This window comes from Streptomyces sp. NPDC051907 (assembly GCF_040681075.1).
In the GTDB taxonomy this organism is placed as follows: Bacteria; Actinomycetota; Actinomycetes; order Streptomycetales; family Streptomycetaceae; genus Streptomyces.
Window position 1 is genome coordinate 108,551 of the sequence record NZ_JBFAYB010000007.1, and the last position, 25,042, is coordinate 133,592.

General features: G+C 71.8%; 14 protein-coding genes and 2 pseudogenes. 6 read left to right on the forward strand and 10 right to left on the reverse strand.

Annotation, left to right across the window (positions count from 1 at the left end; genetic code table 11):
• Positions 1–132: 132 nt before the first annotated feature.
• From AB0M39_RS07205 to AB0M39_RS07230, 6 genes and pseudogenes are all read left to right on the forward strand, one after another.
• A complete protein-coding gene (locus AB0M39_RS07205; protein ID WP_365361079.1) occupies positions 133–1,602 on the forward strand; it encodes an aldehyde dehydrogenase family protein in 1,470 nt (489 codons plus the stop codon).
• A 45-nt stretch (positions 1,603–1,647) separates the two neighbouring features.
• Positions 1,648–3,192 carry an amino acid permease gene (locus AB0M39_RS07210; protein WP_365361081.1) on the forward strand — a complete coding sequence of 515 codons (1,545 nt, stop codon included), beginning with the start codon at positions 1,648–1,650 and terminating at the stop codon, positions 3,190–3,192.
• A 197-nt stretch (positions 3,193–3,389) separates the two neighbouring features.
• The gene (locus tag AB0M39_RS07215) at positions 3,390–5,840 is read left to right on the forward strand and encodes an FAD-dependent oxidoreductase (RefSeq protein WP_365361083.1); all 2,451 of its coding nucleotides are present in this window, start codon (positions 3,390–3,392) and stop codon (positions 5,838–5,840) included.
• 142 nt (positions 5,841–5,982) lie between these two features.
• Positions 5,983–7,215, forward strand: a complete 1,233-nt coding sequence (locus AB0M39_RS07220) for a sarcosine oxidase subunit beta family protein (RefSeq protein ID WP_365361085.1) — start codon at positions 5,983–5,985, stop codon at positions 7,213–7,215.
• 10 nt (positions 7,216–7,225) lie between these two features.
• Positions 7,226–10,353: pseudogene (locus AB0M39_RS07225) on the forward strand (sarcosine oxidase subunit alpha family protein).
• Entirely contained in the window at positions 10,343–10,951 is a 609-nt protein-coding gene (locus AB0M39_RS07230; RefSeq protein ID WP_365361087.1) for a sarcosine oxidase subunit gamma family protein, read from the forward strand. Before AB0M39_RS07225 ends, AB0M39_RS07230 begins: the two are co-directional and overlap by 11 nt.
• 159 nt (positions 10,952–11,110) lie before the next feature.
• Here AB0M39_RS07230 and AB0M39_RS07235 read toward each other — a convergent pair whose 3' ends face one another.
• From AB0M39_RS07235 to AB0M39_RS07280, 10 genes and pseudogenes are all read right to left on the reverse strand, one after another.
• A complete protein-coding gene (locus tag AB0M39_RS07235) occupies positions 11,111–12,289 on the reverse strand; it encodes an FAD-dependent oxidoreductase (RefSeq protein WP_365361089.1) in 1,179 nt (392 codons plus the stop codon).
• Positions 12,286–12,648: a bifunctional 3-phenylpropionate/cinnamic acid dioxygenase ferredoxin subunit gene (locus AB0M39_RS07240; protein ID WP_365361091.1), complete on the reverse strand. Its 363-nt coding sequence runs from the start codon at positions 12,646–12,648 to the stop codon at positions 12,286–12,288. The genes AB0M39_RS07235 and AB0M39_RS07240 overlap by 4 nt, the downstream gene beginning before the upstream one ends.
• A 531-nt stretch (positions 12,649–13,179) precedes the next feature.
• Positions 13,180–14,781 carry an AbfB domain-containing protein gene (locus AB0M39_RS07245; RefSeq protein ID WP_365361093.1) on the reverse strand — a complete coding sequence of 534 codons (1,602 nt, stop codon included), beginning with the start codon at positions 14,779–14,781 and terminating at the stop codon, positions 13,180–13,182.
• Between the two features lie 495 nt (positions 14,782–15,276).
• Positions 15,277–16,086, reverse strand: coding sequence for a xanthine dehydrogenase accessory protein XdhC (gene xdhC, locus AB0M39_RS07250; protein WP_365361095.1), 810 nt, complete (start codon positions 16,084–16,086; stop codon positions 15,277–15,279).
• 1 nt (position 16,087) lies between these two features.
• Positions 16,088–18,550, reverse strand: coding sequence for a xanthine dehydrogenase molybdopterin binding subunit (xdhB, locus tag AB0M39_RS07255; RefSeq protein ID WP_365361097.1), 2,463 nt, complete (start codon positions 18,548–18,550; stop codon positions 16,088–16,090).
• The gene (locus AB0M39_RS07260) at positions 18,547–20,034 is read right to left on the reverse strand and encodes an FAD binding domain-containing protein (RefSeq protein ID WP_365361099.1); all 1,488 of its coding nucleotides are present in this window, start codon (positions 20,032–20,034) and stop codon (positions 18,547–18,549) included. Before AB0M39_RS07260 ends, xdhB begins: the two co-directional genes overlap by 4 nt.
• Before the next feature lie 379 nt (positions 20,035–20,413).
• The gene (locus tag AB0M39_RS07265; protein ID WP_365361101.1) at positions 20,414–21,244 is read right to left on the reverse strand and encodes an ECF transporter S component; all 831 of its coding nucleotides are present in this window, start codon (positions 21,242–21,244) and stop codon (positions 20,414–20,416) included.
• A pseudogene (locus AB0M39_RS07270) lies at positions 21,241–22,906 on the reverse strand (ATP-binding cassette domain-containing protein). The gene AB0M39_RS07265 and the pseudogene AB0M39_RS07270 overlap by 4 nt, the downstream one beginning before the upstream one ends.
• Positions 22,903–24,147: an energy-coupling factor transporter transmembrane component T gene (locus AB0M39_RS07275; RefSeq protein WP_365361103.1), complete on the reverse strand. Its 1,245-nt coding sequence runs from the start codon at positions 24,145–24,147 to the stop codon at positions 22,903–22,905. The pseudogene AB0M39_RS07270 and the gene AB0M39_RS07275 overlap by 4 nt, the downstream one beginning before the upstream one ends.
• A gap of 4 nt (positions 24,148–24,151) precedes the next feature.
• The gene (locus AB0M39_RS07280) at positions 24,152–25,030 is read right to left on the reverse strand and encodes a hypothetical protein (protein ID WP_365361198.1); all 879 of its coding nucleotides are present in this window, start codon (positions 25,028–25,030) and stop codon (positions 24,152–24,154) included.
• Between the last annotated feature and the right edge of the window lie 12 nt (positions 25,031–25,042).

Sequence of the window (25,042 nt, forward strand, 5' to 3'; positions counted from 1 at the left end):
GTGCCCGCGGTGAAAGGGGGCGCTCCACCGTCTTGACGCGCGATGCCCGGTGCAAGAAGGTGTTCCATCACAAGCAAGGCAATGCGCTATGCGCAACGCTGACCGGGCATGACCTGCTTGAAGGACCCACATATGGCAGACCTGTATGTCGACGGCGAGTGGCGAGCGTCGGCGAGCGGCCGGCAGCGGGAGATCCGATGTCCGGCCGACGGCAGTCACGTCGCCTCCGTCTCGGAGGGAACCCGTGCCGACGCCGAGGACGCGATCCGCGCGGCCCGAAGGGCTTTCGACGAGGGAGCCTGGCCCCACACCCCCGAACGCGAGCGCGGCGCCCTGCTGCTGCGCGTCGCCGGCCTGCTGGAGGAGCAGGTCGCGGCCTTCGCCCGCGCGGAGTCGCTGGACACCGGAAAGCGCCTGGTGGAGAGCGAGTTCGACGTCGCCGACGTGGTGGCGTGCTTCCGCTGGTTCGGATCGGTCGCCGGCGCCCATGCCGGGCGGGTCGTGGACACGGGCAGCGACGACGCCATCAGCCGGGTCGTCTACGAGCCGGTGGGCGTCTGCGGCCTGATCACACCGTGGAACTACCCGCTGCTCCAGGCCGCGTGGAAGGTGGCGCCCGCCCTCGCCGCGGGCAACACCCTCGTCCTCAAGCCCAGCGAGCTCACACCGTCGACGTCGGTGCTGCTGATGGGCGTCCTGGCGGAGGCCGGACTGCCCCCGGGCGTCGCCAACCTGGTGCTGGGAGCAGGGCCGGAGGTAGGCGCGCCGCTGGCGGAGAGCCCCGACGTCGACCTCGTGTCGTTCACCGGAGGCCTCGAGACGGGACGGCGCGTCATGGCGGCGAGCGCGGCCACCGTGAAGAAGGTCGCGCTCGAACTCGGCGGCAAGAACCCCAACGTGGTCTTCGCGGACGCCGATCTCGACACCGCTCTCGACTTCGCGCTCACCGCCGTCTTCCTGCACTCGGGGCAGGTGTGCTCGGCCGGCACCCGGCTGATCGTCGAGGACTCGGTGCACGACTCCTTCGTCGACGAGCTCGTCCGCCGAGCCGAGCTCATCCGCCTCGGCGGGCCCTTCGACGCCGACGCCGAGACCGGGCCGCTGATCTCCGCCGCGCACCGCGACAAGGTCGAGGAGTACGTGGCGGTGGGAGTCGCGGAGGGGGCCGTGCTGCGCTGCGGCGGCCGCCGCCCGGACGGCGCCCGTCTCCAGGACGGCTTCTACTACCCGCCGACCGTGCTCGACGAGTGCCACCAGGGGATGAGGGCGGTGCACGAGGAGTCCTTCGGCCCCGTGCTGACCGTCGAGCGGTTCGCCGACGAGGACGACGCCGTGCGGATCGCCAACGACACCGAGTACGGACTGGCCGGAGCGGTCTGGACCCAGGACGCCGGCAAGGCCCAGCGCGTCGCGAGGCGGCTGCGGCACGGCACGGTGTGGATCAACGACTACCACCCGTACCTCCCGCAGGCCGAGTGGGGCGGGTTCGGCCGCAGCGGCATCGGGCGCGAGCTCGGGCCGTCCGGTCTCGACGAGTACCGCGAGCCCAAGCACATCTGGCAGAACATCCGCCCACGGCCCCAGCGCTGGTTCTCCGGCTGAGACCCCCCGCACGTCCCCTTCCGTCCCCTTCCTCCAGGAGCCGCCATGACTACTGCCCCGCCCGGCCGTCCGCCGGCCCCAGCGCAGGCCGACGACGACGCCGAACTCGCGGAGTTCGGCTACCGGCCCGAGCTCAAGCGCACCCTCGGGAACTTCCACACCTTCGCCGCCGGCATCTCGTACATCTCCATCCTCACCGGCACGTTCCAGCTCTTCTACTTCGGCTTCGCCAGCGGCGGCCCCGCCTACTGGTGGTCGTGGCCGATGGTCTTCGTCGGGCAGTTCATGGTCGCCCTGTGCTTCGCGGAGCTGGCCGCCCGCTATCCGGTGGCCGGCAGCATCTACAACTGGGCCAAGAAGATGGGCAATCCGCACATCGGCTGGCTGGCGGGCTGGATGATGCTCCTCGCCTCGGTCGTGTCGATCGCGGCCGTCGCCCTCGCCTACCAGCTGACGCTGCCGCAGATATCCTCCGCCTTCCAGATCGTCGGGGACGGCACGGGGCGCTACGACGTACCGGCCAACGCGGTCCTCCTCGCGGCGGTCCTGATCCTCTTCACCACGCTGGTGAACGCCTTCGGCGTCAAGCTGATGGCGAGGATCAACACTGCGGGCGTCTTCCTCGAGCTGATCGCGACGGTCGTGCTGATCGTGCTGCTCGGCGTCAACGTGGTGCGCGGTCCCGAGGTCGTCATGGACACGGCCGGAACCGGAGACGGCCAGCCCTTCGGCTATCTGGGCGCGTTCCTCATCGCCTCGCTCGCCTCCGCCTATGTGATGTACGGCTTCGACACCGCCGCCTCGCTCGGCGAGGAGTCCCTGGACCCCTCGCGCAACGCCCCGCGGGCCATCATCCGCGCGATCGTCGCCTCCTTCGTGCTGGGCGGGCTCATCCTGATCCTCGCCCTGATGAGCGTCTCCAGCCTGAAGGGCGACAAGATCTCCACCGACGGACTGCAGTACGTGGTCATGGACGTCCTCGGCCCCACGGCCGGGCAGGCGATGCTGTGGTGCGTGCTGATCGCCGTCACCGTATGCGCCCTCGCCGTCCACACGGCCGCCGTCCGGCTGGCCTTCGCCATGGCCCGGGACAACAACCTGCCGGGGTCCGTGCGCCTGGCGAAGGTGAGCCCGCGCTTCGGCACCCCGGTGCTGCCGACCGTGATCATCGGAGTCCTCGCCCTCGCGATCCTGGTGGTCAACATCCGTCAGCCGCAGATCTTCACGGTGGTCACCAGTATCGGCATCGTCATGATCTACGTGGCGTATCTGCTGGTCACCGGGCCCATGCTGGTGGCGCGGCTGCGGGGCAGATGGAAGCCGGCCGAGGGCAAGTTCTCCCTGGGCCGCTGGGGCCTGCTGGTGAACATCGTCGCCGTGCTCTGGGGAGCGGCCATGACCGTCAACCTCATCTGGCCGCGCGGCGCCGTCTACAACGCCGCGGCTCCCTACCACTGGTACCTGCGCTGGGGAGCGGTGCTGTTCGTCGGAGTGATCGCGTTCGGCGGCTTCGCCTACTACTGGTTCATCCAGCGTCACCGCACCGGAGTGCTCGCCGAGCACGCCGCCTCGTCCGCCAAGGGGCTGTAGTCGGATCGCGACCCCAGGCGCCACGGAGACGCCGTGCCCGCGAGCTGTCATAACGGCCGCCCGGGCACGGCGTTTTGCCGTGCCGGACACGGATTTCCCGGGCTGGAATCCAGCCCTTGACACCCTCGTCTCGAGCCAGGCAGTGTGTGTTGCGCAACCTGAATCATGTTGCGCTAATAGCAACGGGAGGTTAGGCGATGGCAGGGCCGCAGGTGGTAATCGTCGGAGCCGGTGTGGTGGGAGCGGCACTGGCCGACGAGCTGTCCTCCCGGGGGTGGGACAAGGTGACCGTCGTCGACCAGGGGCCCTTGCCGGTCACCGGCGGCTCGTCGTCCCACGCCCCGGGGCTGGTTTTCCAGGTCAACCCGTCGAAGGCCATGACCGAGATGGCCCGGTACACCGTCGAGAAGCTCTCCTCCCTGGAAGTCGACGGCCGGGCGTGCTTCGACCAGGTCGGCGGCCTGGAGGTGGCCACCACCCCCGAACGCCTGAAGGAGCTGCGCCGGCGGCACGGCTGGGTCACGTCATGGGGCGTCGAGGCCCGCCTGCTGACCCCCGAGGAGTGCGTCGAGCTGCACCCGCTGCTGGCGCCCGAGCGGGTCCTGGGAGGCCTGCACGTCCCCACGGACGGCCTCGCCAAGGCCGTCCTCGCGGTGGACGCCCAGCTCGCGCGGGCCAGGGAGCGCGGGGTGCGCCTCCTGCCCCGGCACGAGGTGCTCGACGTCCGCACGAGCGAGGAGTCCGGACGAGAGCGGGTCATCGCGGTCGTCACCGACCAGGGCGAGATCCCCGCCGACATCGTGGTGTGCTGCGCCGGTATCTGGGGCCCCAAGGTGGCCCGCATGGTCGGCATGAACCTGCCCCTGACCCCGCTCGCCCACCAGCTGGCCTGGACGGGCCCCGTCCCGGCGCTCGCCGGCCAGAGCGAGGAGGCCGTCCGGCCGATCCTGCGCCACCAGGACGCGGACCTCTACTACCGCGACCGCTACGACCGGCTCGGCATCGGCTACTACGGCCACCGGCCCATGCCGGTGTCCGCCGACGACATCGTCTCGTTCGACGACGCGGAGGAGATGCCCTCCGTGCTGCGCTTCACCGAGGACGACTTCGCCGAGGCGTGGACGCAGACGCGGGACCTGCTGCCCTGTACGCGTGAGGCCAAGGTGGAGGAAGGCATCAACGGCCTCTTCTCCTTCACCACCGACGGTATGCCGCTGCTCGGCGAGTCGCCCGACGTCAAGGGCTTCTGGGTCGCCGAGGCCGTGTGGGTCACCCACTCCGCCGGGGTGGGCAGGGCCATGGCGGAGTGGCTCGTCGACGGCCACTGCTCGACCTTCGACCTGCACGAGTGCGACGTCAACCGCTTCGAGGAGCACCAGCTCGCGCCCGACTACGTCCTGGCCCGCGACTGCCAGAACTTCGTCGAGGTCTACGACATCCTCCACCCGCTCCAGCCGCCGGGCGCCCCGCGGCCGATGCGCACCAGCCCCTTCCACGAGCGCCAGCGCGAACTCGGCGCGGTGTTCCTGGAGGCGTCCGGCTGGGAGCGTCCGCAGTGGTACGAGGCCAACGAGTCCCTGGTCGCGGGCCGGGACATCCCGACCCCGAACGAGTGGGCGGCCCGACACTGGTCCCCGATCGTCGCCGCGGAGGCCCAGGCCACACGGGAGAGCGTCGCCCTGTACGACATGACGGCGCTCAAGCGCATCGAGGTCGCCGGACGCGGCGCGGGCGCCTTCCTCCAGCGGCTCACCACCGGCAACGTCGACCGGGCCGTCGGCTCCGTGACGTACGCCCTGATGCTCGACGAGGACGGCGGTATCCGCAGCGACATCACCGTCGCCCGGCTCGGCCGCGACCGCTTCCAGGTCGGCGGCAACGGCAACCTCGACATCGTCTGGTTCCAGAGCCACGCCCCCGCCGACGGCTCCGTCGCCGTCCGCGACATCACCGCCGGCACCTGCTGCATCGGCCTGTGGGGCCCCAAGGCGCGCGATGTGCTCCAGCCGCTGACCCGGGACGACTTCTCCAACGCGGGACTGCGCTACTTCCAGGCCAAGCGGACCCACATCGGAGCCGTGCCGGTCACCGCCCTGCGTCTGAGCTATGTGGGCGAGCTGGGATGGGAGCTGTACACCACGGCGGACATGGGCCTCAAGCTCTGGGACACCCTCTGGGAGGCGGCGCGCCCGCACGGCGGGATCGCCGCGGGCCGGGGCGCCTTCAACAGCCTGCGGCTGGAGAAGGGGTACCGCTCCTTCGGCGCCGACATGACCTATGAGCACGATCCGTACGAGGCGGGCCTGGCCTTCGCGGTCAAGACCGCCAAGGGCGACTTCGTCGGACGTGCCGCCCTGGAGCGGCGCGCCGAGTCGGTGACCCGCCGCCTGGCCTGTCTCACCGTCGACGACCCGCACGACGTCGTGATGGGCAAGGAGCCGGTGTACGACGGAGCGGCCTGCGTCGGGTACGTCACCAGCGCCGCGTACGGCTACACCATCGGCAAGGGCATCGCCTACGCCTGGCTGCCCGCGGGCCTCTGCACGCCCGGCAAGGCCCTCGACATCGGCTACTTCGGCGAGCGCGTACGGGCGGTCGTGGCCGAGGAGCCCCTCTTCGACCCCTCCATGAGCCGCCTGCGCGGCTGAGCCCTCCCGTTGCGCCTGCTCGGGCCCCTGAAGGGAAGCATGTGACCGCACAGATCCTCGACGGCCGCCGGACCGCGGCCGCCGTCCGTACCCAGCCCGCCGACCGGCGCCCCCGCTACCCGGCCCTCGCAGGAGGCATGTCATGACGCCTCGTACCCCCGGTGCGGACATCCCCGAGCACCCGGACTGGCTCTGGCGCACCCCCGCCCCGAAGAAGTCCTACGACGTGGTGATCGTCGGCGGAGGCGGGCACGGTCTGGCCACCGCCCACTACCTGGCGAAGAACCACGGCATCACCGATGTGGCCGTGCTGGAGCGGGGCTGGCTGGGCGGCGGGAACATGGCCCGCAACACCACCATCATCCGCTCCAACTACCTGTGGGACGAGAGCGCCGGCATCTACGAGCACGCACTGAAGCTGTGGGAAGGCCTGGAGGAGGAGCTCGACTACCCCATCCTGTTCTCCCAGCGCGGTGTGCTCAACCTCGCCCACAGCCTCCAGGACGTCCGCGACAGCGTGCGGCGCGTGGAGGCCAACCGGCTCAACGGCGTCGACGCCGAATGGCTGGACCCCCAGCAGGTCAAAGAGGTCTGCCCGATCGTCAACGTCTCGCCCGATGTGCGCTACCCCGTCATGGGAGCCACCTACCAGCCGAGGGCGGGCATCGCCAAGCACGACTACGTGGCCTGGGGACTGGCCCGCTCCGCCGACGCCGCCGGGGTCGACCTGATCCAGAACTGCGAGGTCACCGGCCTCGACGTGCGCGACGGACGGGTGGTCGGCGTCCAGACCTCGCTGGGGACGATCGCCGCCGGCAAGGTGGCGCTCTGCGCGGCCGGGCACTCCTCGGTGCTGGCGCGGATGGCGGGCTTCGACCTGCCGCTCCAGAGCCACCCCCTCCAGGCTCTCGTCTCCGAGCTTCTGGAGCCCGTCCACCCCACCGTGGTGATGTCGAACGCCGTGCACGTGTACGTCAGTCAGGCGCACAAGGGCGAGCTCGTCATGGGCGCCGGCATCGACGCGTACAACGCGTACACCCAGCGTGGAGCGTTCCACATCATCGAGCACCAGATGGCCGCGGCCCTCGAGCTCTTCCCCGTCTTCGCCCGCGCGCACGTCCTGCGCACCTGGGGCGGCATCGTCGACGTCAGCCCGGACGCCTCGCCGATCGTCGGACTCACCCCCGTCGAGAACCTGTACCTCAACTGCGGCTGGGGCACCGGTGGATTCAAGGCCACCCCCGGCGTCGGGTCGGTCTTCGCCCACACGATCGCCCACGACGCGCCGCACCCGCTGAACCAGCCCTTTTCCCTGGAACGCTTCACCACTGGCGCGCTCGTCGACGAGCACGGCGCGGCAGCGGTGGCCCACTGAGGAGCCAGACATGGTGCTCATCTCCTGCCCCTGGTGCGGGCCACGCGACGAAGCCGAGTTCCACTACGGCGGCCAGGCGCACCTGCCCTACCCCGAGGACCCCGCCGCCCTGACCGACGAGGAATGGGCCCGCTACCTCTTCTTCCGCGACAACCCCAAAGGACCCTTCGCCGAGCGGTGGAGCCACGCGCAGGGCTGCCGCAGATGGTTCAACGCCGTCCGGGACACGGCGACCAACGAATTCCTCGCCGTGTACCGGATCGGCGAGCCGAGGCCGGTGATCGCATGACCTCGCAGCCCTTCCGCCTGCCCGACCGCGGACGCGTCGCGCGCGACGAGACCCTGTGCTTCGTCTTCGACGGCGTCTCCTACGAGGGACACCGGGGCGACACACTCGCCTCGGCCCTCCTCGCCAACGGCGTCCACCAGGCGGGCACGAGTGTGAAGCTCGGCCGGCCCCGCGGCGTCTTCGCCGCGGGCAGCGAGGAGCCCAACGCCGTCGTCCAGATCGAGGCCCCCTTCATGGAGCCCATGCTGACCGCGACGACCGTCGAGCTGTACGACGGCCTCGTCGCCGGCAGCCTGCCCGGCCAGGGACGGCTCTCCACCGAGCCGGACCCCGCCCGCTACGACGCCGTGCACGCCCACTGCGACGTCCTCGTCGTCGGCGCGGGTCCCGCGGGCCTCGCGGCCGCGAACGCGGCTGCGGCCGCAGGCGCGCGCGTGATCCTCGCCGACGAGCAGCCCGAGCCCGGCGGCAGCCTGCTGGGCACCGGAGAACGACTGGACGGAGCTCCAGGAGCCGACTGGGCCGCGGACGTCGTGCGCGACCTCGAGGCGACGCCCGAGGTCCGCGTGCTGCGGCGCACCACCGTCTTCGGCCACTACGACGACAACTATCTGCTCGCCGTCGAGCGGCGCACCAACCACCTGGGCTGGCGCGCCCCCGACCACGAGGCGCGGGAGCGGGTCTGGCGGATCAGGGCGCAGCGGGTGATCCTGGCGACCGGGGCGTACGAGCGCTCCCTGGCCTTCGCGGGCAACGACCGGCCGGGTGTGATGCTCGCCGGAGCGGCGCGCACGTACGCGGCGCGCTACGGCGTCGCGGCCGGACGCCGGGCGGTCGTGTTCACCGCCAACGACAGCGCCTACGAGGCGGCTCTGGACCTGGCCGCCGCCGGAGTGGAGATCGCCGCGATCGTCGACGCCCGCACCCGGCTGGGGGAGTGGTCGCGCCGCGCCGAGGAGGCTGGCATCGACGTCCTCCCGGGCCATGTCGTCATCGGCACGACCGGCGACCCGAGGGTGACGTCCGTGACCGTCGCGGCGGCCGGCGACCCGGATGCGGCCCGGCGGATCGACGCCGACCTGCTGCTGGTGTCCGGCGGCTGGAACCCCGTCGTGCACCTGTACAGCCAGGCGGGCGGCCGGCTGCGGTACGACGAGGGGGTCGGCTCCTTCGTGCCGATGTCCAGCCCCCAGGCGGTCGAGGCCGTCGGCGCGGCAGCCGGTGCCCTGTACCTGGCCGAGTGCCTGACCGGCGGGCGCGCGGCGGCGCGGCGGGCCCTTACGGCCGAGGGCTTCTCCGAGCGCGCGGACCTGCCCCTGCCGAGCCCCGACCCGGCGCCGCAGGTCTGCCGACCCGACCACGTCTTCGTCGTGCCGGCGGCGGACGGCGACCACTCCACGCACTTCGTGGACCTCCAACGGGACGTCACCGTCGAGGACCTCCGCCGCGGAACAGGCGCGGGACTCACCTCCTCCGAGCACCTCAAGCGCTACACCACGGCCGGTACCGCCCACGACCAGGGCAAGACCTCCGGTGTGCTGACCAGCGGGGTCGTCGCCCATCTGCTCGGCGTGGACATGGCCACGATGGGCACCACCACCTTCCGTCCTCCCTTCACCCCCGTCTCCTTCGCCGCCCTGGCCGGCCGGAACCGCGGTGTGCTCCACGACCCCGTCCGCATCACCGCACTGCACGCCTGGCATGTCGCCCACGGCGCGCTGTTCGAGAACGTCGGCCAGTGGAAGCGCCCCTGGTACTACCCGCTGGACGGCGAGGACATGGAGACGGCGGTGCTGCGCGAATGCCGCGCCGCCCGTGAAGGCGTCGCCTTCATGGACGCCTCCACCCTCGGCAAGATCGAGGTCGTCGGCCCCGACGCCGGGATCTTCCTCGACCGCCTCTACACCAACATGATGAGCACGCTGAAGACCGGCATGATCCGGTACGGCGTGATGTGCCGGCCCGACGGCATGGTCTTCGACGACGGAACCGTCATCCGGATCTCGGAGAACGGCTATCTGGTCACGACCACCACCGGAAACGCAGCCGCCGTCCTGGACTGGATGGAGGAGTGGCTCCAGACCGAGTGGCCGGAGCTGCGCGTCCACTGCACCTCGGTCACCGAGCAGTGGGCCACCGTCGCCCTGGTCGGTCCGCGCTCCCGCGAGCTGCTGGGCCGGCTCGCCCCCGGCCTCGCGGTCGACAGCGACAGCTTCCCCTTCATGGCCTGGAGAGACACGCAGGTCGCCGGCATCGCGGCGAGAGTGTGCCGGATCAGCTTCTCCGGAGAGCTCGCCTTCGAGATCAACGTCTCCCCCTGGGAGGCGGAGGCGCTGTGGACCGCTCTGCACGAGGCGGGCGGACCGCTGGGCATCACGCCGTACGGCACCGAGACCATGCACGTCCTGCGGGCGGAGAAGGGCTACCCGATCGTCGGCCAGGACACCGACGGCACCGTCACCCCGCAGGACCTCGGCATGAGCTGGGTGGTGTCGAAGAAGAAGCCCGACTTCATCGGCAAGCGCTCCTTCGCGCGCCCCGACACGAGCCGCCCCGACCGCAAGCACCTGGTGGGCCTGCTGCCCGAGGACCCGGAGACCCTCCTCCCCGAGGGAACACACCTCATCGCCGCCGACACGCTCCCGAGGCCGCCGGTGCCGATGCTCGGCCACGTCACCTCCAGCTACCGCAGCGCGGCGCTCGGCAGCACCTTCGCGCTCGCCCTGATCCGCGGCGGCCGCGAGCGCATCGGCGACCGGCTGTACGCGCCCGTCGGCGACACCCTGGTCCCGGTGAAGGTCACCGGCCCCGTCCTCTACGACCCGGAAGGAGCACGCCGTGACGGCTGACACCATCCCCCGGCGCAGCCCGCTGGCCCACGCGGCCGTCCGGCTGTCCGCCGCGACCCGCGCCTCGCGGGGCGCCGTGCGGCTCGCCGAACTGCCCTGCCTCACTCAGCTCGACGTCCGCCTGGACCCCAAGGGCCCGGCGGCCGACGCCGTGGGGATCGCGCTCGGCGCGCCCCTGCCGACCGAGCCCAACACCATCGTCCGCACAGGCCACTTGACCGTTCTGTGGCTGGGCCCCGACGAATGGCTGGTCGTCGGACCGCCCGAGACGCGCGAGCTCCTCCAACTGGACCTTCTCGCAGCCCTGGGGACCGAGCACGGCTCCGTCGTGGACGTCTCCGCCCAGCGCACCACGGTGCTGGTGGGCGGCCCCCGGGCCCGCGACCTGCTCGCCCACGGCTGTCCGATCGACCTGCACCCCCGGGAGTTCGGCCACGGACAGTGCGCCCAGACGACCCTGGCCCGCACCCAGGTGGTGCTGGTGCCCAGGGAGAGCAGGGTTCCGGGGTACTGGGTGCTGGTCCGGTCGTCGTTCGCGGGCTACCTGGCCGACTGGCTGGTGGACGCGGCGACGGAGTACGTGCACGGCGCGGGGTGAGTCGGGCGGCACGGCGCCCCCGCTGGACCGAGGTCCGGCGGGGGCACCGTGTGCGTACGACAGGCGGCTACGGCTGCCAGATGTCGCTGAGGACGTCCCCGTACGCGGGCGGGAACTCCTCGCCGCTGCCGCTGCCCCTGCCGCTGAGCGGCAGCACGGTCACCGTGCAGCGGCCCTGCTGGGCACGCCGGACATCAGCTGCCGGCGCCAGCGGGTGAACGTCCGCGTCGCATTGACGCCCAGCACGGCGACGGGGGTGTCCTGGCGCCGGTAGACCGCGACGAAGCTGCCGTCGTCGACCGCGCCCTCCTCGACGGCCACCGAGTCGGCCAGACTGCCGTTGCCCGCGAACTGGATGCGCGTGCCGTACTGGTCGGACCAGAAGTACGGCGGCTTGGGCTCGGGGTCCGGTGTGGCCGGATCGAGCAGGGCGGCGGCCGCGGCCGCGGCGAGCTCGCGGGCGCCCGTCCAATGCTCCACACGACGGTGGGAACCGGTCGTGGGGTCGTACCAGTTGGCGCAGTCGCCGACCGCGACGACTCCCGGCACATCGGTGAGGCCGCTGGGACCGCAGTGGACGCCGTTGCTCAGCCGGACGCCGGAGTCGCGCAGCCAGTCGACGCACGGAACGGCGCCGATGCCGACGACGACCGTGTCCGCGGGGACGACGGTCCCGTCGTGGAGGAGGACGCCGCGCACCCGGCCCCGGCCGGTGAGAGAGCGCACGCCCGTCCCCGTGAGGAGCTTGACGCCGTTGGCGGCGTGCAGACCGGCGAGCGAGGCGGCCATGGCCTTGCCGAAGACGCCCGCGAGCGGCGCCTCGCCCGCCTCGACGATCGTGACGTCCAGGCCCAGGGTGTGTGCGGTCGAGGCCACCTCCGCTCCGATGAAGCCGCCGCCGATGACGACCAGACGGCCTCCCAGAGCCAGGTCCCGGCGCAGCGCCAGGGCGTCGTCGAGGGTCCGCAGCACGTGGACGCCGGTGAGGTCCGCCGTGCCCGGCAGACGTCGGGCGGCCGCTCCGGTGGCGATGACGACGCCGTCCGCGTGGACCCGTCGGCCGTCGCCGAGCACGACGCCGCGCTGCCGGAGGTCGAGGCCGATCGCCCTTGCTCCCAGCAGCCACTCGGCGTCGAGATCCTCGTCCTCCATCTCCAGCGACAGGGCGGGCTCGTCGATGTCCCCGGCGAGGAACTCCTTGGACAGCGGGGGCCGGTCGTACGGGCGGTGCGCTTCCTCTCCGATGACGACCAGCCGCTGGTCGTAGCCCTGCTTGCGCAGCGAGCGGGCGGCCGAGAGGCCCGCCAGCGACGCGCCGACGACGGCTATGGTCTTCATGTCCGTCCTCCGGCGAGCCGCGCGGCGATGTTCGGCGGCAGGTTGGGCTCGGCGTCGGACGGCACCACGTAGATCATCCCGTCCTCGACGACGATCTGGTGCGTGCGCACGGGCCGCTTGGCCGGCGGGGCGTCGGCGCAGCCGGTGCGCAGGTCGAACCTGGAGGCGTGCAAGGGGCACTCGACCCAGCAGCCTTCCAGCCAGCCGTCCGCGAGGGACGCGTCCTGATGGGTGCATGTGTCGTCGATGGCGTAGACCTCACCCTCTTCCGTGTGGAAGACCGTGATGGGCGGATCGGTCTCGATCCGGTGGGCTTCTCCCGGCGGCAGATCCGCAAGGGAGCAGACGAGAATCCTCATGACACCTCGATGAGTCCCGGTGCGTATGGTGAAACAAAGTGCGAGCTGCGCAACGCCAATGGTGGGTCCGGCCCCTGGTGGTGTCAAGGCCGAGAAGTACGCGAAAAACTCGCCTCCTCACGGCGGTTCGGCCGCTCGCCTGACGCAGTCGCCGGGCCCATAGGACGTCAGCCGGGAGGAGGGCGCGCGGATACTGCGGTTGCGGGTGGACATACACACGGGGACGTGTCCGCTGAGCTGGAGAGGATCTGCGGCGGGAGGTGTTCACCGCCTGACCGTGGCCGACCGCGTCTACTGCCTGAGCAGGCTCGGGTACGGAGTCGAGGCGCGCACCTGAACGGCTCCTGCGCCGAAACGGCCAGGGCCGAAGCACCGCTGATCAGCGGTGCTTCGGCCCTGGCCTTGAGATGTTCGCTATACGGCAGGTCTGCCCGGGATCCCGAGACGGTCCTGCCCGGACGCTGAGTCGCAGCAGGCGACCAGCCCGGTCCGGACGGCGCCCCGCAGCGCGGGGGGCCGGCCGGGCGCCCGTCACGGGGCGAGCGGCGCCGTGATCTCCCACGCCGGGTGGGCCCGCAGATCGATGTCGTCCGACCAGGGACCATGGTTGACGAGCTCGGAGCGCTGGCTGATCGCCACCTGGGTCCCCTCATGGGGCGAACCGCCCCAGATGAACCAGGCTGCCGAGGCCCTGCTCTGCGGCCAGCCCTTCATACGGGCGCACCAGGTGGCGCTGTCGCGGAACGTCTCGGTGTTGTTGTCCGCCGCCAGGGTCACCAGGCCCTTGGTCTCGTCGCCCTTGAGGTAGTGGCCGGGCTTGCTCGCCGCCTCGAACGAATAGCAGCCGGCCTGCCCCGACAGCGAAGGAACCACGAGCCATGTCGCGTCCTCCCGCCACGCCAGCGGGCTGGCCGAGGTCACCGGGCTGACGGAAGCCGCGCCACCGTCCACCCGGCCGTGCCGGATCGGCTTCCACGTCGAGGGGGCCACCGCCGACCCGATCGAAAGGGACTGCCGCCTGGCCCGCCGCTGGCCCTCCTCCGAGAGGAACTCCGCGACCTGCACGTCGCCGGCCGCGAGCGCCTTCTGCGCCGACGCCACCAGGTTCGGGTTGAACCCGGTCTGCTTGGCCGCTTCGAGGATCTGCCGGGCCAGCACCCGGTTGGCCTCCGCCAGCTTCTTGCGCCGCGCCTCGTCGTCGCGCTTGTAGGCCGCGTCGGCGCCGGTGTAGAGGAAGTCCAGCCAGTCCGACGCCTTCGTGCTGAGCACGGCCTTCTGGGCGGCCCGGTACAGCTCGGAGTTCTTCAGGTCCGCGGGCGCCATGCGCAGCATCTCGCGGATGAAGTTGTCGTCGCTGACGTCGAGCAGGCTCTGCGACATGGGGACACGGAACAGTGCGGCCACGTTCTTGCGGGCGGCCTGGTTCTTGCGGAGCTCCGCTTCCTTGCGGTTCTTCTCCTCGAGTTCTTCGAGCTCCCTCGCCACATCCTTCTTGTGGGCCTCGCGTGCGCCGTTGACGATGAACTCCCGCCAGGCGGCCGCGTCGGCGGCCAGTGCCCGCATTGCGGCGGCGCGCACCTCGGGGCCTGAGGCCTCGTGCCGGAGGACGGCCCGGATGAAGTTGTCGTCGCTGAGGGCGAGCAGCTCCGGGGTGCTCGGGATGCCGATGACGACGAGGGCCTGGCTGCGGGCGAGCCGCGCCGCGCGCTCGGCCTCGGCTTTGTCGCGCTCGCGCTGCTGGTCCTGCCGGTTGGCCTCGTGGATGCCCGTGACGATGTATGCGACGTGGTCGGCGGGCAGGGTGCTCGCCATGGCCTTCTCGGCCGCCGTGCGCACCGAGTCCAGCTTCTCTCCCGCGTCGCTCGCCTTCTGCCACAGGGCGTGGATGAAGTCGTAGTCGCTCAGCAGCAGCACGTCCGCCGTCGGGTCCAGGCGGACTACGGCGGCCGCGTCGACGCGCTGCGTCTCGGTGGTGCCGATGCCGGCCGCCCGCGCCTGCGTGTGCGCAGGCGTCGGCACGGCGTACGCAGCGCTCTGCGCCGTCACGGTGAGGGCCGCGGCCATCGCGGTGGCGCCCACCACGGCGCGTGAGACGGTACGGCGGACACGGACCGACGGATTGTTTCTGGGCATGACGTTCAGGTCCCCCCTGATGGAACGGTCGAGTGAGGCCCGGCCCGCCGCGGCAGACGGCGGGGAACGGCCTCGGATGAAGTGTCAGGCCACGTCAGGCCTGGTGAGCCGGCCGACGCCGGTCGCGCGAGAGCGTCATGCACGCAAGGCGAAGTCAACCGCCAGGGCGGCGCGGCGCCGCCGAAGGAAGGCGTGAAGGTGTGCGAGCAAGTGAGAGTTCATCAGTGATCAGTTCCCCCCGGAACCCGCTGAACTGCCGCGCGCGCAACAGACGGAGCCAAAGGCCCCCTGCCGCAGCAAACTGGTTGGTCAAACCGGCTGTAAAGAGACCCTAACAAACGCATAGGGCACATGATCAATGCTTATCGGCCACTTCTGGCCGAAGACAGCCGAGAGGGCGCCCCGTACAGGTGCGCTCGCACGAGCGCGGGGCGCCCCCTGCCGATCCCGGTCGCAGAGCCGGTCGCAGAGCCGGTCGGAGAGCCGGTCCGAGAGTCAGTCTCCCTCGGATTCGAAGGTGCGCAGCAGATCGGCGGCGACGCTCACGGCGATGGTCGCGGGCTCCTTGCCGGTGACGTCGACCAGCCCGATCGGAGTCTTGATCCGATCGATCGTGGCGTCGTCGTGACCGCCCTCGGTGGAGAGGCGTTTGCGGAACCGCACCCACTTCGCCGCCGACCCGATCAGCCCGATGGAGCCGAGATGGGCGGTGCGCAGTGCGGCGTCGCACAGAGCCGCGTCCTCGGCATGGTCGTGGGTCATGATCAGGACGTGGGCGCCGCGCGGCAGCTTCTCCAGCACCTCCTCCGGCAGCAGCGGCGTGTGATGTACGTGCACCTGCGCCACCGCGTCCGCCAGCACGTCGAGCCGCTCCTCGGCGAGCATGTCGGAGCGGCTGTCGATCAGATGGAGGTCGAGGTCCTGACGGGCCAGGATGCGCGCCAGCTCCAGCCCGACGTGCCCGACGCCGAAGACCGCCACCGCCCGTACCACCGGCAGCGGTTCGAGGAGCACCGAGACCGTGCCGCCGCAGCACTGCACGCCGTGCTGGTTGGTCACCTTGTCGTTGAGGGCGAAATCGATCAGCTCCGGCTCCGCCTTGCCCGCGGCGATCATCTCCCGGGACCGGTCGATCGCGACGGCCTCGACATTGCCGCCGCCGATCGAGCCCCATGTCTTCGTCTGCCCCACGACGAGCTTCGCGCCGGCGTCGCGCGGGGCATGGCCGCGCACGGTCGCGACGGTCACCAGCACGCCGGACTCCCGGCGTGCTCGCAACCGTGCGACCGCGGCGATCCATGTCATGTCAGGCACTGCTCAACGCTTCTGCGTCGGCCCGGATCTCGCCGTGGGGCGCCGACCCGTCTCCGGCGTGACCGTCTCCGGTGTGACCGCCCGCGGCGGAGCCGTCGCGGACCAGACCGCTCGGCGAGCCCTCGCCCCGGCGGGCCGCCTCGATCGCCCAGTACACCGCCTCCGGCGTCGCGGGCGAGGCCAGATCGACGCTGATCCCGCTCGGCCCGAACGCGGCGGCGGCCTGCCGCAACGCCTCGCGCACCGAGAACGCCAGCATCAGCGGAGGCTCGCCCACCGCCTTGGACCCGTAGACCGCGCCCTCTTCGGTGGCGTTCTCCAGTAGCGTGACGTTGAACTCCTCGGGCATCTCCGAGAAGCTCGGCAGCTTGTAGGTGCTCGCGGCCTGCGTCTGCAGCCGGCCGCGGCTCGGCCCGTCGCCGGTGTCCCAGCGCAGGTCCTCGAGCGTCAGCCAGCCCGCGCCCTGCACGAAGCCGCCCTCGACCTGACCGATGTCGATCATCGGGGAGAGGCTCTCGCCGACGTCGTGCACGATGTCGACCCGCCGGATGCGGTACGCGCCGGTGAACCCGTCGACCTCCACCTCGGTCGCCGCGGCGCCGTAGGCGAAGTACTTGAACGGCGTGCCCCGGAACGACTTCGCGTCCCAGTGCAGCCCCTCGGTCCGGTAGTAGCCGGAGGCCGACAGCTGAACGCGCTGGAAGTACGCGGTGCGCACCAGGTCGTCCCAGGCCAGCTCCTCGTCGGCGCCCAGCGCCCGCGCGACGCCCTCGACGATGCGGACGTCCGAGGCGTTCGAACCCAGCTGGGAGGCGGCCACCTGCAGCAGCCGCCCGCGCAGCTGCTCACAGGCGTTCTTGATCGCCCCGCCGTTGAGGTCCGCACCGGAACTGGCGGCGGTGGCAGAGGTGTTGGGCACCTTGTCGGTACGCGTCGGGGCGAGGCGCACCTTGCGCAGCGGGATGCCCAGCGTGGTCGCGGCCACCTGCATCATCTTGGTGTGCAGGCCCTGGCCCATCTCGGTGCCGCCGTGGTTGATCAGGACCGAGCCGTCCTTGTAGATCAGCACCAGCGCCCCGCCCTGGTTGAAGGCGGTGAGGTTGAACGAGATGCCGAACTTGATGCCGGTGATCGCGAGCGCCCGCTTGGTGTTCGGGTGCGCGGCGTTGAAGGCGGCGATATCGCGCCGGCGATCGGCGAGTGCGGCGTCGTCCCGCACCTGCTCCCAGACCCTGGAGATCCGCTCGGGCTGGGTGACCAGCTGTCCGTACGGCGTGGTCTGGCCCTGGCCCGGCTGGTAGAAGTTGCGCTCGCGCAGCTCCATGGGGTCCAGGCCCAGCAGCGGCGCACAGCGGCCCAGGATGTCCTCGATCACCAGCATGCCCTGCGGTCCGCCGAAGCCGCGGAAGGCGGTGTTGGAGACCGTGTTGGTCTTGGCGATGCGACCGGCGACGCGCGCGTTGGGAAGCCAGTAGGTGTTGTCGATGTGGCACAGCGCTCGGGCCAGCACCGGCTCGGAGAGGTCCAGGCTCCAGCCGCCGTCCGCGACCAGAGCGGCGTCCAAGGCCTGGATACGGCCGTCCTCGTCGAACCCGATCTTCCACGTGGCGTGGAACCCGTGCCGCTTGCCGGACATGGTCAGATCCTGCGTCCGGTTGAGCCTGAACCGGACCGGGCGACCGGTCAGCTTGGCGCCGAGCGCGGCGACGGCCGCGAATCCGTGCGGCTGCATCTCCTTGCCGCCGAAGCCGCCGCCCATCCGCAGGCACTGCACCGTCACCTCGTGGCTGGGCACGCCCAGCACATGCGAGACGATCTCCTGCGTCTCCGAAGGGTGCTGGGTGCTGCTCTGGATGAACACCTGCTCGTTCTCGTCGATCAGGGCCAGCGCCGCGTGCGTCTCGAGATAGAAGTGCTCCTGACCGGCGAACTGGAACTCGCCGGTGAACACATGCGCGGAGTCGGCGAAGCCCGCGTCGACGTCGCCGTGCACCATGAGGGGCCGCGCGCCGTGGTAGCTCTCGGCCGCCATCGCGTCCTGCAGCGTGACCACGGAGGGCAGCTCCTCGAGCTCCACCTCCACGGCCGCCGCGCCGAGCCGGGCCGCCTCCAGGCTCTCGCCGAGCACCCAGGCGACCGCGTGGCCGAAGAACATGACCTCGTCGGGGAACAGCGGCTCGTCGTGCTTCATGCCGGCGTCGTTGACGCCGGGCACGTCGGCGCCGGTCAGCACACGGACCACGCCGGGCACGGCGAGCGCGGGCTCGGTGCGCAGCGCGGTGATCCGGCCGCGGGCCTTCATGACCTGGACCGGGTAGGCGTGCAGCACGTCCTTGGTGCGCTGGACCAGGTCGTCGGTGTAGAGCGCGGCGCCGGTGACGTGCAGGACGGCGCTCTCGTGCGGCAGGGAGACGCCGACTACGGGCTTCTCGGGGAGCTCGGACAGATGACTCATGACGACACCGCCTCGGTGGTCTGTGCGTGCAGCTTCAGCAGGCTCTGGCCGAGCATCGCGGAACGATAGAGGGCGCTGGCGCGGTGATCGCTCATCGGCGTGCCCTCGCCTCGCAGCACCCGGGCCGCTGCCTCGACGGTCTGGGCCGACCAGGGCCTGCCCTCCAGGGCCGCCTCGGTGGCCAGGGAGCGGATCGGGGTGGCGGCCACGCCGCCGAGGCCGATGCGCGCCTTGCGGACCACGCCGTCCTCGATGTCGAGCGCGAAGGCGACCGCCACGCTGGAGATGTCGTCGAAGCGCCGCTTGGCGATCTTGTGGAAGGCCGTGACGGGCGACAGCGGCAGCGGGACGCGCACCGCGCGGATCAGCTCTCCGGGACGGCGCACGCTCTGCCGGTAGCCGGTGAAGTAGTCCGCCAGCGGGACCACGCGCTCGCCGTCGGCGTCGGCGAGCACCACCGACGCCTCGAGCGCGAGCAGCACCGGCGGGCTGTCGCCGATGGGCGAGCCGGTGCCCAGGTTGCCGCCGAGGGTCGCGCCGTTGCGGATGAGCCGCGAGGCGAACTGCGGGAAGAGCTCCGCGAGCAGCGGGACGTCGCCGTCGAGCCGGCGCTCGATCTCGGTGAGCGTCAGCGCCGCCCCGATCTCGACGCAGTCGGATTCGACGCGCAGTTCCCGCAGCTCGGGCAGCCGGTCGATGGCGACCACGCAGTCAGCCCGGCGGGAGCGGATGTTCACCTCGACGCCCCAGTCGGTGGAGCCGGCGACCAGCACCGCGTCGGGCCGCTCACGGAGCAGCTGGAGCGTCTCGGCCAGGGTGTTCTTGCGCAGGAAGGTGTACTCGTCCTGGGCGTACACGGTGGCGACCGGTGCGGGCGGCGCCTGTTCGCGGCGCTGCGCCAGCGGGTCCTGCTCGGCGGGCGCGCCGACGGCGAACGCGGCGTCGCGAATCGGGCGGTAGCCGGTGCAGCGGCACAGGTTTCCGCTCAGCGCGTGCAGATCGAATCCGTTCGGACCGTGCTCGGCGTCGGCGCAGGCGCCTTCGGCCGGGTCCGCGCTGTCGGCCGAGCTCTCGGGGGCGCAGCGGCCCGGCCGGTAGTACTCGGCGGCCATGCTGCAGATGAATCCCGGGGTGCAGTAGCCGCACTGGGAGCCGCCGCGGACCGCCATCTCCTCCTGCACCGGGTGCAGGGAGGGCGGTGTGCCGGGTGCGCCGGCGGTGGCGAGGCCCTCGGAGGTGATGATCTCCTGGCCGTCGAGCGCCGCGGCCGGGACCAGGCAGGCGTTGACCGCAACCCAGTCGGTGGGCTTGTTCACCCCGGGACGGGCCACCAGGACCGAGCAGGCGCCGCACTCGCCTTCGGCGCAGCCCTCCTTGGTGCCGGTGAGACCGCGCTCGCGCAGGAAGTCCAGCGCTGTGGTGTGGGGTGCGGCCGGTGAGATCGGTGCTTCTTTCCCGTTGACCGTGATCCGCGCCTCTGTCATGACAGGCCTTCGTTTCGGTGCGTGAACGGTCGATTCATCATGTTCGCCAATGTTCAGGCAGCTTTCTGTGTTCAGACGCGCCACGTGCGAGGAGCGGGCGCAGAACGGCACGGATGCGCGACAGCGATGTGCCGAGAGAGTGGTGACGGGAAACCCGGAGTGTGCCGCTATGGGCACATCAGAAACGGCGTGCTCAGACGCCGTGCGCGATCCGACCCGGAACCCAGGCGGTGCACTGGGCGAGGCGACCGAGATCAGAGCTGGTGTTCATCTGCTGGTCGCCTCCTTGCCGGTAGATATGGGTCGACGTCTCACGCAAAGTAGTGGCCTGGGCCACAGAGGTCAAGAGGTTGCCCCGGCCCGCCGCCGGGCCCCGCGCTCACTCGCCGCGCGGTTTCGGCCTGTCCGCGAACCGCACCGGCGCCTGGAAGCGGGCCTTGCGCGCCGCCCGGCGGAACGTCGTCAGGACGGCTGGGCCGGCCAGCGTGATGCAGACGAAGTTGGTGACCGCCCGACCCGTGTCCCAGCCCAGCGACGTCGCGAGATCGAAGGCGATATAGCGCTGCCACTGCTCGGTGAAGGGCAGCCCCGGCAGGTAGGCGATGGAGCTGCTGGGGTCCACCGCGAACGGCCAGAACGACAGATTCAGCAGGAAGCCGAACAGGTACCCGGACAGCGAGCCGTAGATCGCGAGCATCAGAACCTCGCGGCGGCCCGAGGCCCGCGGGAGGAGCCCGGCGAGCATGCCGACGAAGGCGCAGCCGAACATCTGGTACGGCATCCAGGGGCCGACGCCCCCGGTGATCAGGGCGGAGGCGAAGAGCGAGGTGCAGCCGAGGGTGAAGCCGAAGCCCGGGCCGTAGACGCGGCCGGCCAGCACGAGGATGAAGAAGACGGTCTCGATGCCGGCGGTGCCCGCGCCGAGCGGGCGCAGGGCGGCGTTGACGGCGGAGAGCACGCCGAGCATCGCCAGCGCCTTGGAGCTGATGCCGCCCTCGGCTATCTCCGAGACGACCACGCACAGGACGAGGACGAGCAGGACGCCGAAGATCAGCGGGGGTGCGAAGTTCGAGCCGAACGTGCCCGGGGCCACGACGAACGGCCAGAAGAACGCGACGACGCCGAGGAACGCGGCCATCGCGATCACCACACCGGCGCGCGGAGTGATGCGCACGGCCGTGGCCCGGTCGAGGCGGCCGAGGTCCTTCATGACCCGCCCTCGCCTTCGACTCCCTCGGGCACGCCGTCCGCCAGCACGCTCGCGACCTGGCCGGGCGTCAGATAGGGCAGTGGCGCGAGTATCTTCGCCACCTGGGGGGCGAAGACCGGGGAGGCGACGACGACCTCGGCTGTCGGACCGTCCGCGACGACGTCGCCCTCCGCCATGACGACGACCCGGTCCGCCGCCCGCGCGACGAACTCCACGTCGTGGGTGGAGACGACGACCGCCCGGCCCTCGGCCGCGAGCGCGTCGACGATCTTGATCAGCTGGGTCTTGGCCTGGTAGTCGAGGCCTCGGGTGGGCTCGTCGAGCAGGAGGACCTCCGGAGCCGCGCAGAGCTGGACGGCGAGCACCAGGGCCAGCTTCTGCCCCTCGGAGAGGTCGCGCGGGTGGGCGCCGTCGTCGATGCCGGGGGCGAGCCGGTCGAGGATCTCCCGTGCGGTGGGACCGCCGCCCGTCGCGGACTCGGTGTCGGCCTGGGCGAGCTCCTGCTTGACGCTCTCCAGGTAGAGCAGATCCGTCGGGGTCTGCGGCACGAGCCCGACGAGCCGCCGGGCGTCGCCCGCCGACAGCTTGCGCGGGTCCGCGGCCTCCCCGCCGGCGGAGGGTGTGACGTGCACCTTGCCGGCCTGGCGCGTCCCCGAGCCCTGGAGCGCCCACAGCAGCGAGGACTTGCCCGAGCCGTTGCGTCCCATCAGCGCGGTCACCTCCCCGCCCCGCAGGTCCACGTCGACCGCTCGTACCGCGGGCACGCCGTGATACGCCACGGTGACTCCCCGCCCGCTGAGCAGCCGCGGGCGCCCTCCCGCGGCCGGCCGGCGGACCGCGGGCGCCGCGGCACCGCGGAGCCTCGAGCGCAGCGGGGGCGCCGCTCGGCGCGCGTCGCGGATCGACAGCGGCAGGGGCTCCCAGCCGGCGGTGCGGCCGAGCTCCACGATGGGCGGGGCGATGGACGAGGTGCGGAAGATCTCGGAGGGTGGCCCTGAGACGACTCTGCCGTCGCCGGGCAGGTGGACGACGCGGTCGGCGTACTGGACGACGCGCTCCAGCCGGTGCTCGGCGAGGAGCACCGTGACCCCGAGGTCGTGCACCAGGCGGGTCACCGCGGCCAGTACCTCCTCGGCGGCCGTCGGGTCGAGTGCGGAGGTCGGCTCGTCGAGCACCAGGACGCGGGGATGCGCGGTGAGCACGGAGCCGATGGCGACGCGCTGCTGCTGTCCGCCGGACAGCTCGTGCAAGGCGCGATGGCGTAGCTCGGCGAGCCCGAGCAGGTCGGGTCTCCTCCACCCGCTTGCGCATCACCGAGGGCGCCACGGCCAACTGCTCCATGGCGTAGGCGAGTTCCTCCTCCACCGTGTCGGTGACGAACCCGTCCAGCGGGTCCTGGCCCACCACTCCCACCACGTCGGCGAGCTCCCGGGGCGGATGATCCGCCGTGTCGCGGCCGTCGACGGTGACGCGGCCGAAGAGCGTGCCGCCGGTGAAGTGCGGTACGAGGCCGTTCACCGCCCCCAGCAGGGTGGACTTGCCGACGCCCGTGTGGCCCACGACGAGCGCCAGCTCTCCCTCGTCGACGGTCAGGTCCACTTCGCGCAGCACGGGCTCGTCGGCGCCGTCGTAGACGACGCTGACCTGGTCGAAGGTGATCACGTGGCTTCCTCGGTGCGCGGTGCGGCCGGACGCGGCGCGGACGGTGTGCGCGGTGTCTGCGGAGTGTGAGGCTCGGGCGGGGTGTGGGGTGTGGGCGGGGTGTGGGGTGTGGGCGGCGGCGCCAGGAATCCGGCGCTGCCCGCCAGCAGGATCGCCGCGGCCGGCACCAGGGGCAGCGTCGGCCAGCTGAGCGGATAGATGGAGGGGTTGAGGTCGGCGGCGTCGAAGCCCGTCCCGGCGAACAGCACCACCGCGGACAGCACTCCGCAGCCCGCGACCGCCCATTCGGCGGCCAGCCAGGGATCCGGCCGGTACGCGGTGCGGGTGACGCGCCGGCCGCCGAGCCGCAGCCCGGCGGCGCACAGCAGCGAGCCCGCCAGCAGCGCCGGGAAGCCGAGGACCGCCGGCGCGGTCGCGTCGAGCAGCCCGTACGCCCCGGCGCACAGACCGCACATGCCCGACAGCATGAACGCCCCGGTCAGCCTGCGGGAGCGCGCGGTGGCCGAGCCGGCTCGCCCGTACCCCCGGGAGTCCATGGCCGCGGCCAGCCGCAGGGAGCGTTCCAGCGCGTCCTCCAGGACGGGCACGACGATGCCCCGCAAGGCGCGCAGACCCTTCGTGCGGCCGGCCCGCAGCCGTCGTGCCCTGTGCACGCGCTGGACGCTCTGCACCAGCTGGGGCGCGACGCTCAGCGACACGGTGACCGCGACGCCGAGTTCGTACAGCGCCCCCGGCAGCACGCGCAGGGCCCGTTTGGGGTTGGCGAGGGTGTTGGCCGCGCCGATGCAGCACAGCATGCAGGCCAGCCGCAGCCCGTCCGTGGCGGCGGACAGGACCGCCTCCAGCGAGACCGGGCCGCCGATCTGGATTCCCGCGTACCAGCCGGGGGTGGGGATGCGGGGGAGCGCGAAGAGGAAGTGGTCGTGCGGGGTGATGCCGGTGGCGAAGACCGCACGGAAGACGACGCGGATCGCCACGACGGTGAGCGCGAGATAGAGGTAGTACTTGAATCCCCGCGCCCAGGGCGCCTCGGTGCGGCGCATCGTGATGACGTAGCCGAGCACGGCGAGGACGAGGAACAGCAGCAGCGGGTTGTTGGTGCGGCTGACGGCGGTGGCCAGGGCAAGGGCCCAGAGCCACCAGGCCACAGGGTGCAGCGAGCGGGGCAGCCGGCGGCCGCGGGTGTCCGGTGCGACTGCTTCGGACGCCCGCGGCTCCGAGCCGACGGCGGTGCGGGCCACCGGCCTACTCCGTACGGCGACGGCGCTTCGCCGCGAAGCCCGCCGCCCCCAGAATGAGCAGCACCAAGGCCGCGGTCGCGACGACCGGCAGCACCGAGCCCGTCTCGTGCTCTGCGTCCGCCGCCGGCTGCGCGTCCACGACCTTGGCGCCGCCGGGCGGGGCCGCGACGGCGGACTCGGACGCCGGGGACGCGGACGGCTCGGCGGACGGCGATGCGGAGGCCGTGGCCGACGGGCTCGGCGAGGCGCTGGCGCTGGCGGAGGCGCTCGCCGATGCCGTGCTCGGCTCGGCGGACGGCCGCCCGGAGGGGGCGCCGCCTTGGTTCCCGGAGCCGCCGTCCGCGGGCTTCGAGGTGGGCTTCTGTCCGGAACCGCCGCCGACCGGCCTGGCGTTGTGCGCGCGGAGCTGGTCGGGGGTGACGGTCGGACGGCCCTTGGCGCCCTCGATGTCGGTGCCGCCGAAGATCCACAGGTCGACGCTGCCCGGCTTGGGCTTGTAGCTCATGGCGCCGAGCTGGCTGTACTCCCAGTCGTCCTCGCCCGGGTCGGCGTGCCAGTACGACCAGTAGGCGGAGGCGGGAGGAGTCAGGACGCAGTCCTCGTCCTGCGCGGTCGGATACTGCCTGCCGCCCTGGTGGCCGCTGTAGCCGATCCGGCAGATGAACGCCGGGCCGTCGTGCCCGGTGCCCGTGGTCCGCCAGCCGCCCTGGTTGAGCAGCTCGTAGCCGGTGGTGGGAGTCGTGCCGCACGACCGGTAGACCGGGCCTCCCCAACGGCTGAAGTCCACCGCCAGCACCACGCCCGAGGACGTGGTGCACCTGCCCATCGGCTGGGCGGCCGCCACCGCTGCGCCTCCTGTCCCGAACACGGCCGCGGCGACCATGGCCAGCGCCGC

What these genes read in the sequence shown, in the direction of transcription:
- AB0M39_RS07205 (WP_365361079.1), top strand. Translation starts at nt 133, where the DNA reads ATGGCAGACCTGTATGTCGACGGCGAGTGGCGAGCGTCGGCGAGCGGC.
- AB0M39_RS07210 (WP_365361081.1), top strand. Translation starts at nt 1,648, where the DNA reads ATGACTACTGCCCCGCCCGGCCGTCCGCCGGCCCCAGCGCAGGCCGAC.
- AB0M39_RS07215 (WP_365361083.1), top strand. Translation starts at nt 3,390, where the DNA reads ATGGCAGGGCCGCAGGTGGTAATCGTCGGAGCCGGTGTGGTGGGAGCG.
- AB0M39_RS07220 (WP_365361085.1), top strand. Translation starts at nt 5,983, where the DNA reads ATGACGCCTCGTACCCCCGGTGCGGACATCCCCGAGCACCCGGACTGG.
- AB0M39_RS07235 (WP_365361089.1), bottom strand. Translation starts at nt 12,289, where the DNA reads ATGAAGACCATAGCCGTCGTCGGCGCGTCGCTGGCGGGCCTCTCGGCC.
- AB0M39_RS07240 (WP_365361091.1), bottom strand. Translation starts at nt 12,648, where the DNA reads ATGAGGATTCTCGTCTGCTCCCTTGCGGATCTGCCGCCGGGAGAAGCC.
- AB0M39_RS07245 (WP_365361093.1), bottom strand. Translation starts at nt 14,781, where the DNA reads ATGCCCAGAAACAATCCGTCGGTCCGTGTCCGCCGTACCGTCTCACGC.
- xdhC (WP_365361095.1), bottom strand. Translation starts at nt 16,086, where the DNA reads ATGACATGGATCGCCGCGGTCGCACGGTTGCGAGCACGCCGGGAGTCC.
- xdhB (WP_365361097.1), bottom strand. Translation starts at nt 18,550, where the DNA reads ATGAGTCATCTGTCCGAGCTCCCCGAGAAGCCCGTAGTCGGCGTCTCC.
- AB0M39_RS07260 (WP_365361099.1), bottom strand. Translation starts at nt 20,034, where the DNA reads ATGACAGAGGCGCGGATCACGGTCAACGGGAAAGAAGCACCGATCTCA.
- AB0M39_RS07265 (WP_365361101.1), bottom strand. Translation starts at nt 21,244, where the DNA reads ATGAAGGACCTCGGCCGCCTCGACCGGGCCACGGCCGTGCGCATCACT.
- AB0M39_RS07280 (WP_365361198.1), bottom strand. Translation starts at nt 25,030, where the DNA reads ATGGTCGCCGCGGCCGTGTTCGGGACAGGAGGCGCAGCGGTGGCGGCC.